7 protein-coding genes are annotated in these 13,134 nt (G+C 40.2%); all 7 read left to right on the plus strand.

Annotated elements, in window-relative coordinates:
- The first annotated feature begins 20 nt into the window (after window positions 1-20).
- The 7 genes from CLIN57ABFB40_RS13035 to CLIN57ABFB40_RS13065 all read left to right on the plus strand — a co-directional run bounded on the left by CLIN57ABFB40_RS13035 (window position 21) and on the right by CLIN57ABFB40_RS13065 (window position 13,084).
- The gene (locus CLIN57ABFB40_RS13035; RefSeq protein WP_175630508.1) at window positions 21-1,196 is read left to right on the plus strand and encodes a FecR family protein; all 1,176 of its coding nucleotides are present in this window, start codon (window positions 21-23) and stop codon (window positions 1,194-1,196) included.
- A gap of 132 nt (window positions 1,197-1,328) precedes the next feature.
- Window positions 1,329-4,685, plus strand: a complete 3,357-nt coding sequence (locus CLIN57ABFB40_RS13040) for a SusC/RagA family TonB-linked outer membrane protein (RefSeq protein WP_175630509.1) — start codon at window positions 1,329-1,331, stop codon at window positions 4,683-4,685.
- Between the two features lie 16 nt (window positions 4,686-4,701).
- Window positions 4,702-6,225, plus strand: a complete 1,524-nt coding sequence (locus CLIN57ABFB40_RS13045) for a RagB/SusD family nutrient uptake outer membrane protein (RefSeq protein ID WP_175630510.1) — start codon at window positions 4,702-4,704, stop codon at window positions 6,223-6,225.
- A 9-nt stretch (window positions 6,226-6,234) separates the two neighbouring features.
- Complete coding sequence (locus CLIN57ABFB40_RS13050) at window positions 6,235-6,924, plus strand: DUF4843 domain-containing protein (protein ID WP_175630511.1); 690 nt, start codon at window positions 6,235-6,237, stop codon at window positions 6,922-6,924.
- A gap of 18 nt (window positions 6,925-6,942) precedes the next feature.
- The gene (locus tag CLIN57ABFB40_RS13055) at window positions 6,943-8,583 is read left to right on the plus strand and encodes a PKD-like family lipoprotein (RefSeq protein ID WP_175630512.1); all 1,641 of its coding nucleotides are present in this window, start codon (window positions 6,943-6,945) and stop codon (window positions 8,581-8,583) included.
- A 15-nt stretch (window positions 8,584-8,598) separates the two neighbouring features.
- A complete protein-coding gene (locus CLIN57ABFB40_RS13060; protein ID WP_175630513.1) occupies window positions 8,599-10,950 on the plus strand; it encodes a zinc-dependent metalloprotease in 2,352 nt (783 codons plus the stop codon).
- Window positions 10,951-10,972: 22 nt separating this feature from the next.
- Window positions 10,973-13,084: a DUF5117 domain-containing protein gene (locus tag CLIN57ABFB40_RS13065; RefSeq protein ID WP_175630514.1), complete on the plus strand. Its 2,112-nt coding sequence runs from the start codon at window positions 10,973-10,975 to the stop codon at window positions 13,082-13,084.
- The last annotated feature ends 50 nt before the right edge of the window (window positions 13,085-13,134 follow it).

Raw genomic sequence — 13,134 nt, forward strand, 5'->3', positions numbered from 1 at the left:
ATATATTGAATACATTATTTATGGATGAAAAGAATATAAATATAAGCAAGTCGGAAGAAGAACTCCTGGAGATTATGGAGAATCGTTCGCATATAACTGCTGACCAATTGCATCATTTGAAAGAAGATGAGGAATGCTTGCAAGCATGTGCTGATTTGGCAGAGGCTGTGATAGAAATGCAGAAAGAGAAAAATTTACTGGCAATTGATGTTCGGAAAGAGTTATCAGATTTTCGTAAAAAGCATTCTCAAAACGACAGGAGAAAAAATACGCGTATACTGTGGACTAGTGTTGCAGGTATAGCGGCAACTGTTGTCGTAATATTGGTTTTACGTGCAATGATGATTTCATCACAACCGGAAACCATTAAAGTGTTTCAAGCCGATCACATTGCTCAAGAAATCACTTTACAAGTGAATGATGAGGAGGAAATAAAGCCGTTAAAAGAAGTAATAGAATCTCTTTCGCCTTCCTCTACTGCACAGTTGTCTTCTAAAGAAATAGATTATAGCCGTGCTCTTCTTCAGACAGAAATCAAGGAAGTGGGAAAGCAGAAAGCACAGATACATAGATTAAGTATTCCTAGAGGCGAAACATTCAAAGTTGTTTTATCCGAGGGGACTGAGGTTTTCTTGAATTCAGACAGCCGTTTGGCGTATCCTACAGTTTTTAAAGGAGAAGAAAGAGTCGTTTCTTTGGAAGGTGAAGCTTATTTTAAAGTTGCTAAAGATACAGAACATCCTTTTATTGTGAAAAGTGGAAATCTGCAGGTTCGTGTATTGGGGACGGAATTTAATGTGCGTAGCTACTCTCCAACTGATGTCCGTGTTACGCTCATTACAGGAAAAGTAGCAGTTAGCGATACTTGTGGGGTTCATAGTGTTGAAATGAAACCGGGACAAAGTGCACAACTTTCTTCTAACGGAACATTTGTAGTGGATGAAGTGGATATTGAATCATTCTTGTATTGGAAGGAAGGATTTTTCTATTTTGATGATGTGACCCTAGTTGACATGATGAAAGAAATAGGACGTTGGTATAATATAGATATAGAGTTCCGTAGTAGCAAAATCATGGATCTTCGTATGCATTTCTTTGCAAATCGTCATCAAGACATCTTTCACTTGGTTGAATTATTAAACCGAATGGAGAGAGTTCATGCCTATTTTGAAACAGGAAAACTAGTTATCGAATAAAAAGCAAGCAAAAAGTCATAAATCTGGATGGAAATATATATTTCTGAAAAAAAATCTTTTTAAGGGTAACCATTCTTTTTTAAACTTCGTATACAATTAAAAGAATGAAATATTATTTAACTATTCAGGTTTATGAAAAAGAATCAAGCACAAAAGTTCATTGTCTTATTCTTGTTTTTCCTTTTTGCCTATTCATGGCGTGCTGAAGCACAAACAGGTAAGGAAAAGCAAATAACAATGGAGTTTAAAAATGAAGGGTTGCCTTCTATTTTTAAACGTTTTGAAAAGGTATCGGGGTATAAAGTACTTTTTATCTACGATGAAATCAGTTCTTATACTTCTACCGGAAAAGTAGAAAAAGCTACAGTCGATGCTGCATTGAAAGTGATTATTGGAAAAAATCCGTTGAAATACCACATTGACGGACAATTCATAAATATCACAAAAAAAGATTCTAAGAAGTTTTTCTCACAAGTAAAAGGAAAAGTTCTTTCCGAGGAAGACGGGCTTCCGGTGATTGGTGCCACTATTATAGTGGAAGATCCTAGTAGTAATATCCGTACTATTACAGATAATAATGGTAATTTTCAGCTCTCTGACGTTCCGAAAGATAGCCGGGTCAAAATATCGTATGTAGGTTTGGAAACCCAGTTCTTGAATCCTTCATCTCAGATGTCGGTAGTGATGAAAGCCGATACGAAGGCGTTGGATGAAGTAGTGGTGACAGGTATGTTTAATAGAAAGAAAGAGGGATTCACTGGTTCTGCCGTTACTATTAAAGGAGAAGATCTGAAAAAGTATAGTACAAATAATGTAGCTAAAGCGATAGCCGCTGTTGCTCCCGGACTTCGTATTGTGGATAACATCAATATGGGATCTAATCCGAATGGTTTGCCTGATATGCGTATGCGTGGCGGTGCAAATATGGATATGGCTACGCAGTCGGCAGTAGAGTTTAATTCTACCAGTAATGATGTATTGGCAGTTCAGGGTGAATATGAGACTTATGCTAACCAACCCTTGCTTATCATGGACGGATTTGAAATCAGTATACAGACGCTTGCCGATATGGATCCCGACCGTGTTGCTTCTATCGTTGTGTTGAAAGATGCGGCAGCTACGGCTATTTATGGTTCGCGTGCGGCAAATGGAGTAATTGTTATCGAGAGCAAGACTCCCAAACCGGGGCGGATTTGGGTGACGTATGGTGGGGAACTTCGTATTGAAGCTCCGGACATGACCGGATATAACCTGATGAATGCAAGAGAGAAGATAGACGCAGAGTTGCAAAGCGGGCTTTATACATACGGTGGCGAGACTGTTGAAAAATGGAAGCTCTATCAATCTAAATTGCGTGAAGTATTGGCAGGAGTCAATACGTATTGGTTGGACAAACCTTTGCAGACAGCTTTCCAACAGCGGCATACGGTTACGTTGGAAGGTGGTGACGAAGCTTTGCGTTATCGGATGTATGTCGGATATAATAGTTCTCCGGGTGTGATGAAAGACAGTAAGCGTGATGTATTGACCGGTTCACTTGATTTTCAGTATCGTCTGAAAAAGGTATTGTTAAAGAATAGCATTACGTTGGATAATTCGGTAGCTAATGAGTCTCCGTGGGGAAGTTTTAGTGAATATACCCGTTTGAATCCTTATCTGCGTCCGTATGGAGAGAACGGAGAAATACAAAAACGACTTGATAATTTTGAAGGAGTAGGTGGTGAGTCGAGCTATCTGAATCCGATGTACAATACAACATTCAACAGCAAAGATCAAAGCAAGAACTTTACCGTACGTGAACTTTTCAGGGTGGAATATAATCCTACTAATGAATTGCGGTTTGAAGGAGCTTTCAACTTGTCCAAGAGTGTGGGACATCGTGATATTTTCCGTCCTGCACAGCATACGCTTTTTGATAATGTGACTGATCCTACTTTAAGAGGTGATTATCGCAGAAGTCAGAGCGAAGCTGTCAATTGGGGTATAGATTTGACAGGAAGCTGGAATAAGCAACTGGAAGATCACTACCTGACTGCTAATGCACGTATGAGTGTATTGGAGAGTAATTCGGAAACTTATGGAAACTATGTGACTGGTTTCCCGAATGATAATATGGATAACTTGCTGTTTGGTAAGAAATATAATGAAAAAGTGACGGGAGATGAGAGGACCACACGCTCCATTGGTTGGGTGGCTGCCGGAGGCTATTCTTATAAATATAAGTATTCGTTCGACTTTAATATACGTTTGGACGGCTCTTCACAGTTTGGAAGAAATAACCGTTGGGCTCCTTTCTGGTCAACCGGATTACGTTGGGATTTGAAAAAAGAGAACTTCATGAAAAATGTATCTTTTATTTCTGATTTCATTTTGAGGGGTACATACGGTACGACTGGTTCGCAAGGTTTTGATCCTTACCAGGCACACGGTTATTATACATATTCTAATCTGCTGCTTCCTTATTACTCATCGGATGCAACAGGGTCGGAAATCCTGGCCATGCATAATGAAAATTTGAAATGGCAGACTACCAAAAGCGCTAATCTTGCCTTGGAACTCGGTTTCTTAGACCAACGTCTTACCGCCCGTGTGGAGTATTACCGGAAAATAACAGATAATATGGTTACTTCGGTAAGTCTTGCCCCTTCTCTTGGTTTCAGCAGTTATCCTGAAAACCTGGGAAAGATAGAGAATAAAGGTTGGGAAATTTCTCTGTCGGCTATTCCTTATAAGAATACTGCCAAACAGGCTTATTGGACAATTACAGTAAACGGTTCCCGCAATACTGACAAACTGTTGGAGATATCAGAAGCAATGAAACATAGGAATGACATGAATGCATCCAATCTGAAAGATACACCGTTGCCACGTTATGAAGAAGGAGAATCTCTTTCCCGCATTTGGGTAGTACGTTCATTAGGTATCGATCCCGCTTCCGGAAATGAAATATTATTAAAGCGTAACGGAGAAATGACCAGCGCCGTTAACTGGAATGCGAACGATGTAGTTCCTATTGGTAATACAGAACCTACATGGCAAGGATATATTAACTCTTCCTTTACCTATAAAGGTTGGGGAGCAGATGTCAGTTTCAGATACCAATATGGCGGTCAGGTATATAACCAGACTTTGATTGATAAAGTGGAAAATGCCAATCTGAAATATAATGTAGACCGACGTGTGAGCCAGTTGCGTTGGGCTAAACCAGGCGACAAGGCACAATTCCGTGCCCTTAATCCTAGCGGTTGGGATACGAAGGCCACCTCCCGGTTTATCATGGATGAAAATATATTCCAGGGAAGTTCGTTGTCTGTCTACTATCGTATGGATCGTACCAATACTAAATTTATCAGCCATTGGGGATTGAGTTCTGCCAAAGTAACGTTTAATATGGAAGACTTTTTCTATTGGTCTACCGTGAAACGCGAAAGAGGTTTATACTATCCCTATTCCCGTCAGTTTACATTTGCTTTGAATGTTGCTTTCTAATTAAAAACATATTTGTATGAAACAGTTAATATATATATTATTGACAACAACCATGCTGGGACTTATGTCTTGCAGCGACTGGTTGGATGTATCTCCGAAGACTTCTATTCCTACCGACAAGCAATTTGAGTCGGAATCCGGATTTAAAGATGCTCTTACGGGTATTTATTTGAAGTTGGGCACCAAGACATTGTATGCCGGAGACTTGACTTATGCATATTTGGATGAGTTGGCAGGATTATATTCCGATTATCCGGGATATAATACAAACGCTGTTTTCAATCAAAGTATCGTATTTGATTATGAGAACATGTTTTTGAGTAAGAAAAACGGGATTTACTCGGCAATGTATAACATCATAGCCAATATTAACAACTTCCTGGAGTACGTAGACAAAAATAAAGATGTCTTGGTGACCGAACGCTATTATGAAACCATGAAGGGAGAGGCTCTCGGGCTTCGTGCTTTTCTCCATTTTGATTTGTTGCGCATGTTCGGTCCTATTTACAAGGAACATTCTGCATCCAAAGCTATACCCTACCGTACAGCTTTTGATAAGGACGCTACACCTGTTTTATCGGCCAGCGAAGTGGTTGATGCCATTCTCAAAGATTTGAATGCTGCTGAAAAATTGCTGGAAGAGAGTGACCCTCTTGACTTCTTTACCGATCAGATGGGTGAAGATGCTACAGAGGTAAATCCTTTTCTTGTCAATCGTGAATTTCGTATGAATCTATATGCGGTGAAAGCTATGCTGGCCCGTGTATATTGTTATAAAGGGGATGCGGAAAGCAAAAGATTGGCTGTGGAGTATGCTAAACAAGTGATTGCTGCCTCTAAATATTTTACGCTGTACAAATCGCAGACAGCTTCCAATTACAATTCCATACGTTACGCAGAGCAAATATTCGGAATAACAGTCAATGAATTCTCCAATCTGCTTATTGGAAACTATATGGATATGGAGAATACTAACACCCAGCAACATTTCTACTTGGATGGAGATAAATTTAATGCTTTCTATGAAACAGCCAGTGCGGGGAATACCGATTGGAGAAGAATTGCAGAAATGTTTGAAGTTGTTGACGGAGGAAACCAGGCAAATGTTTTCTGTAGAAAATATAACCAGAAACCTTTGAATAGCGGATATACTTATTCCGGTGCCAATGCCGTTCCGTTGATACGTTTGCCTGAAATGTACTATATTGTAGCAGAGTGTGCATCTTCTGCATTGGAAAGTGCTGATGCACTGAACACCGTACGTTTTGCTCGGGGTATTTCTTACAGCGATGAGATACCGACTACCGGATATGATGATCTTGATACTACTTCGGAAGAAGACAAAAACCAGACTAAACGTATCAATGAAATAATGAAAGAATATAGAAAAGAATATTTTGCAGAAGGACAACTTTTCTATTTTTTGAAAGCGCATAATTACAGCACTTATTACGGCTGTGGGGTAGAAACAATGACTGAAGCCCATTATCAGATGACATTGCCGGATGATGAGTATATTTTTGGAAACAACTCTAAATGATGAAGTTTTATGAAACGTATTATATATTTTATTTTAGCTATTCTTGTTTGTGGCATCTATGCAGGATGCAGCGAGAATGAGATAGACTTGTATGATCAGACATCTCGTATCAATTTCTATGGAAGTCTGCATATCCGCACATTGGTTGATACAGACTATGTGAAAAAAGATGATCCTTATGCCATAGACAGTTTTACGGTGAAAATACAGGGGGATCTTTTGAAAGAGAACCGTGATTTCTGTGTGAAAGTTAGTCCGAATAGTGATTATCAGAAGCCGGTAGATGTATTGTTGGAAAGCAAGTATACATACACTGAATTGGATACGGTTTGCCAGGTATTCTATTATAAAATTAAACGTCCGGCAGTAGAGGTAGGTAGAAAAGTCTATGGCTGTTTTCTGGAGTTTGATTTGAACAATCCTCTTCATCAGTTTGACAAAGGGCTGGTTGAGCAGCATCAAATACCTTTAAATGTCAGATGGGAGTTGAAAACGGATGAATGGGGTTGTTGGAGCGGATATAAATATGGCAGCTATAGTGACGAGAAATATATGTTCATTATGGATGTATGTGGGTGTGTGTATGAGGAACTGGAAGAGGAGGATTATGACAAAGTCAAACAAGCTTACAAGGAATATAGAGAAGCGGGAAATCCTCCTATTTTAGGTGAAGACGGTGATGAAATTGTTTATGAATAAGATTAAAGAAAAAACGTTATGAGGAAATATATCATCTATATAGCAAGTTTTATCGGAGCGGCTTTATTGCAAACAGGCTGTTACGATGACAAGGGAGATTACGATTATCATGATGTGAATATGATGGAAATTGTAATACCTGAAACCAAGTTGCGTATGCCGAAGGAAGAAGCGGTGGAAGTTTCTATTATGCCGCAGATTTCTCAGACATTGGAACAGAATGAAGAAAATCTTGTATTTCAGTGGAAGCGTCTCAATCCGAATGCCACGTTGGGTTCGGACCGCTTGTCTGATTATACGGATTATTCTGTAGGAAAAGAGTGTAAGATAACTGTTGAACCTAATGAATCTGATAATATAGGTTTGATGTTGGTTGTTTCGGATGAAAAGAATGGAACTATGTGGTATCAGCAAGGACAGGTGACAATAATCAAGCCATTTAATCCTTGTTGGTTTGTCCTTCAGGAGAAAGAAAATAAGGGAGTGCTTGGAGCTATTGAAGGAACATCGGAAGGGTATTATGTATATCCGGATGTATTTCTGTCGGAAACAGGAAATACGTTTCCTCTGGATGGAAAGCCATTAGCTGTGACTACCCGACGCAAATACGGTCCGATTGATCAGATGTCTGCTATGATTATAGGATTAAAAACTGTTCCTGTTCTTACGTTAGTGACAGATAAGGATGCGGCTTTATTTACTCCGAGTTCGTTAATAATGAAATTTCAGGCGGATAAGATATTATTTGAGCCGGTTCAACAAGGCAAAGCAATAAAAATTGATACTTATAAAATGGATAAACATGGCGAATTGTTTGTGAATGACGGTAAGTCTTATTTCGCCTATATGGATGGTTGTTGCGTACCTTATTCTATTAAGAATAACGCTACTGGTGATTATCCTTCTGTTTCTGTTTATGGTTCTTATGGAAAAAAATTGCTTTTTTTTGATTCTTCTACACATTCTTTCTTGAGGCGTAATGCTTTGTCTAGTTATGGTGATTATCTCAATCCTTCTAATAATGCTAAAGCTATTCGCGAGAGGGGTACTATATGGGATGATAAATATCCGATACAAGCTTCTGCAATTGATTTTAATGATGGAGATGGAAGTGCCTTTGATCCGAATAACATTGATCCTTCTCTACAAGTGAGAACGATTGTCACAGGAGGAAGTGGTGGTAATAATGCTTATGCCATTGCTTCTACTCAGAGCGGGAAAGATTTGACGGTATTTAAGTTTAGCAATGATACTCCTACTTGTGCAGGTTTATATACTGTTTCTTTACCGTCGGATATAAATGTGGAAACTGCAAAGTTTGCTGCTTCTTATGCTTATACGGCAGATCTTCTGTTTGTAGCTTCCGCTAACAAGTTATATCGAATAGACTTGAATCGTAGTCAGGTGACAGAACTTTATCAATATGAAGCAGACCCGTCAGCACAAATCACGTGTTTGAAGTTTAAGGATGCTGAAAATGAAGAAGAACTCGGTATGTCTCTCGGATTGGGTGTCAATACTGCTGACAAGGGTTTAGTTGTCGAATTACAGCTGACAGTGGCGGGAGATGTATCCCGTGGAGAAAACAGTATTTGTGTTTACGAAGATCCCAATCAGCCTATCGGAAAGATTGTTGATATTAGTTATAATTACGAATAGTATGAACTAATCCTTATGCTAAAAGGAATGATCAGTGCAATATTTCTAGCTGTTGCCTGTACTTTTTTGTACGGGCAACAGCCAAGTATTGCTACTTTCTTAAAGGGGAGAGCCCCTGTGGAAGTTATTCCCGGTATGTTTACTACCTATCGAAGTGACAAACATATATATTGGGAAATTCCGGATTCATTGGTTGGACGTGAATTTGCTGTAACGACTACCATTCTGACTGCTCCTGCCCGTCCGGACCGGGATATGGAAAAGAAATTCGGATATTCGGGTGACATGATAGGTCCGGTATTTTTTAGTTTTCAAAAACAGGGTGACGAGTTGTGGATAATGGATCCACAATATGAAAGAGTGATAGAAAACCCTGAGGGAGTATATGCCAAGATTGCCGCCCAACAGGGAAATGGCAGACTTTACAAGAGATTGCCGATCATAACAAAGACTCAAGGAAGTAGTTTGGTAGAGATTGGTGAAATATTAAAAGATTTCCCTTTGTTTACTCTCGATATTGTATCTTTTGATTTATCAATAGGTACGCGTTTAAGAGAGAAAGATTCTATCAAAGAAATTAAAGGATATGACAACCGCCTGTTAATACACGCATCACGAGCTTATCGAAGTTCGTCAATGAGAATGCCTGGCAAGCCTGTTGCACCTCCTTATATTGGAGATTGGGATACGGGTATTTGCATTAAATTATTATCCAAGAAACCGTTGGAGGCAGTTACTGCAAATGCCGGAACTTATTTTACGATCGGCAAGGAGTGTTTTCAAGGAGATCAGCCTGCTATTCGGAAATCTGTTGTCAAACGATGGCGGCTGGAAATAAGGGCGGAAGATGAAGAAAAATACATGAGGGGCGAACTGGTAGACCCCATCCAGCCTATTATTTTTTATATAGACCGTAATACACCGGAAAAGTACATCGGCTGTATCATTGAAGCGGTGCGCGACTGGCGTCCGGCTTTCGAGAAAGCCGGGTTTAAGAATGCCATCGATGCACGGCTGGCTCCCACTGCCGAGGAAGATCCTGATTTTAGTATTTATGACAGCACTTATCCGTTTATTTCATGGAAGATATCAGGGCAAAATAACGCTTATGGACCTACTCCATGCGAACCCCGGTCCGGTGAGATTATAGCTTGCCACATCGGTATTTTTTGCAGTGTCTTGAATTTGGAACAGAAATGGTATTTCGCCCAATGTGGAGCGAATGATCCGCAGGCATGGAATATAGAGCTGCCGGACTCTTTGCAATTCGAACAGATAAAACAAGTGCTGACACATGAAGTGGGTCATACATTAGGGTTGGAACATAACTTTTTGGGTAGTTCTCATTACTCCATCGATCAATTACGTGATAATGACTTTTTAAGTCAATATAGTATCGGTAGTTCCATTATGGATTATGTGCGGTGTAATTATGCTTTGCGTCCTCAGGATAAGGTCGATTTGAAAAACAGGCGGATACGTGTCGGTGAATATGATAAGTGGGCTATCGAATGGGGCTACCGGATATTTCCGGGCAAGAATGCTTCCGAAAGAGAAAAGAACAGGGCCCTTTGGAATCAGGAAAAACAGAAAGATCCCTTATTGCATTTCTTGGGCGGAATAGATGTACGTGCCCAGGCGGAAGATTTGGGCAATGACCATGTGGCGGTTAATACACAGGGAATAGAGAACCTGAAATATTTGTGTGAACATCCGGATGTATGGAATGTGACAGATAAAACGTCCTTGCGTGTATTACAAGGGCGTTATGAAGCGGTATTGGAGCATTACAAACAGTGGGTGCAACATGTGCTGTCGCATTTAGGCGGAAAGCGTCTTGCCGAACCGGATGAGGAGCATATTTACATACCCGAAAAGGCTGATTACAATAAGAAGGTTATGAGCTTTATACAAGCTTACATATTACAACCGCCTGTGTGGATGTTTGATGAAAAACTTACCGCTAAATTAGAAATAGACGGTAGCCGGGAGTTCGACCGCTTTTATGAAGAGCTGATGTCGGAAATGATTCGTTCCCTCCGCGAAGTGGAAAGAACGGAGAATGTTGGTGAGGATATGTTGTCTGTAGATGAGTTTTTGGAAAGCATACATAAAGAATTGTTTTCCGAATGGGCTGACAATATTCCTGTAAGTGATGCCAAGTATAAAGTGCAGCTGCTTTATGTGAGTAAACTTGCTAAATTGTTGGATAGATCAGAAAAGATAACTTCGTCGAGATTATTGGTTTCCATTATGCAGGCTTTGAATAGAATAAAGGAGGAAAGTCTTGATTATAGCCATAAGATTACGGATCTGGTTGCCCAAAAACGGGCAATGTTTCTTGTAGATAGTATTGGGTTTGAATGATGAAAAGTAAATAAAGAAATTCATGAAGAGAAGAAGATATGTGATTGGTATATTGTTGTGTGTCACAGCTTTGCTTCAGGCACAGGATTCCGTCAAGCCGTTTGACGAGTTTTTTGTTGCCGGGATGGATAAGATCGACGGTGTGTTTCCTGTATATGTAGCGGAAAAAGAAATCTATTTGGAAATACCCGAAAAATATATCGGGCGGGAAATTGAAGTCAGCGGACAGATAGACCGGGGGTTTGATTTGTTGAATCGTCCGGTTGACGGACTGGGAGTAGTGCGTATTATCTCTCCGGATAAAGCTACAATATGCTTTCAAAAACCGTTTTATACAGAGCGTATTTTAGATGAAAAAAGCACATATCAGCAATCTTTCTCGTTGTCGAACAGGCAACCTGCCGGTAAAAGCTATCCGGTGGTGGCGTATTCAAAAGAGCAGGGAGCTATTATTCGGATAACAGAGTATCTGACGACTGGCGATGACTGGTTCAGCTATAATCATAATTTTATTCGTTCCTTGGTTCCGGAACTGTCGGAAATAATGAAAATACATCCTTTTAAGGAAGGCGTGTCGTTTACGGTCAGGCGTTATCATGGAGTTGAAGCGGAAAGATATATGCTGTCCAGTTCTGCCGTTCTATTGCCTGAAGGTAGTATGCCTTTGGAAGTCACTTGTGCGGTACGCTTGCTGCCTCTGAAAAAAGATCAGATCCGCCTGGCAGATTACAGAATACCCTACCGGACATTGAGTTTCAAAGATTATTCGCAGAGTCCTTATTGTATGGTAGAAGATTCATTGATTCTTCGTTGGGATATGTCGCAACCGCTTACTTTCTATGTAGATACCCTTTTCCCGAAGGAATATTTTCAGGCAGTAAAGGAAGGAGTGGAAGCATGGAATACCGCCTTCCATAAAGCTGGTATTCATGATGCTTTACAAGTGAGGTATGCAGACCGAAAGATCATTCCGGCAGAACAACGTGCTTTTATATCTTATGATTTGAGACTACCGGGAGTCAAGAGCGGCTTTACCTGCCATCCTCGTACCGGAGAGATACTTTCATGTCGTCTGAATATCGGACATGGATTCCTGAAAGGAAAATTAGACGACTATCTGTTAAGGTGCGGTGCCTCGGATTCGCGTGTTCTGGCTGACCGTTATTCTAAAGAAGTGGAAAAAGAATTGTTGCAAAATGAAATAACGGAAGAGATTGGATATCTTTTAGGTTTGCGCAGAAGTTTATCGAAAAGTTCGTGTGGAAAGACTTTAAAAGTGGGAGATGATGATTGCCGGATTGTTTATTTTGGCTATCATCCTTTCAAAGGAGACAAAAATTGTTATGATGAACGGGAGAAGCTCCGCCAGTGGATAGATCATAATTTACCAGACCACATTCGTTTATTCCAACCATCAGGGAAGGAGAATGCTGATTCTTCATTTTCAGAAGATTATGCGGTCAAAATATCGGATTTGCAGACGGTAGTGAGTCGGTTGGATAAGATTGTGTATAAGGGGAAGAAATACGACAAAGGGAGTTCGCTCACTGATATATACAGAAAGGCTATTCGTCTGTATGGGAGTTATCTGATGGAAATGGCAAAGGTGGTGGGTAGTTCTCAACCGGCAGATGCGCAGCGTCAGGCAATGCTTGATTTGGACAACTGCTTATTTCATCCTGTTAAGGAGATGGAATGTGCCTATGTAAAAGAGAATTTGTTGGAAACAAGAAACAAGCTTCTGTATCCGGAACTGGCGAAGTTGTTCAAACAATTGTTGAGTGTAAAGACAATTTCTGCTCTTCGATTGCAGGCGTTGCAGAGTGACGGGAAGGGGTATGGCGATATTGATTTTTTCCGGGATCTTTATAAGGGGTTGTTTAACGATTTTGATCCGCAGTCTGCCGTTAGTTATGAACAGATGGATATCCAGCTGATATGTTTGGAAGCGTGGCTGGAGATTATACAGAAAAATGCTGAACATAACAGTACGGTAAAGCGTTTGAAGGACGAATTGCATAGTCTGTACGATAGGCTGGAGAAGCTTAGCACAACGCACTCCCAAGTAGAAGTACGTGATATGTATATGCTGTTTTTGCGAAGAATGGACCCATATTTCCGTGCGGTTCCTTGAGTGGCGTTAGAGTCATAATTTGTTTGGGGTGATGAAAAAATGGTCGTACA

The sequence above is a fragment of the Bacteroides acidifaciens genome, assembly GCF_903181435.1.
In the GTDB taxonomy this organism is placed as follows: Bacteria; Bacteroidota; Bacteroidia; order Bacteroidales; family Bacteroidaceae; genus Bacteroides.

What these genes read in the sequence shown, in the direction of transcription:
- CLIN57ABFB40_RS13035 (WP_175630508.1), top strand. Translation starts at nt 21, where the DNA reads ATGGATGAAAAGAATATAAATATAAGCAAGTCGGAAGAAGAACTCCTG.
- CLIN57ABFB40_RS13040 (WP_175630509.1), top strand. Translation starts at nt 1,329, where the DNA reads ATGAAAAAGAATCAAGCACAAAAGTTCATTGTCTTATTCTTGTTTTTC.
- CLIN57ABFB40_RS13045 (WP_175630510.1), top strand. Translation starts at nt 4,702, where the DNA reads ATGAAACAGTTAATATATATATTATTGACAACAACCATGCTGGGACTT.
- CLIN57ABFB40_RS13050 (WP_175630511.1), top strand. Translation starts at nt 6,235, where the DNA reads ATGAAACGTATTATATATTTTATTTTAGCTATTCTTGTTTGTGGCATC.
- CLIN57ABFB40_RS13055 (WP_175630512.1), top strand. Translation starts at nt 6,943, where the DNA reads ATGAGGAAATATATCATCTATATAGCAAGTTTTATCGGAGCGGCTTTA.
- CLIN57ABFB40_RS13060 (WP_175630513.1), top strand. Translation starts at nt 8,599, where the DNA reads ATGCTAAAAGGAATGATCAGTGCAATATTTCTAGCTGTTGCCTGTACT.
- CLIN57ABFB40_RS13065 (WP_175630514.1), top strand. Translation starts at nt 10,973, where the DNA reads ATGAAGAGAAGAAGATATGTGATTGGTATATTGTTGTGTGTCACAGCT.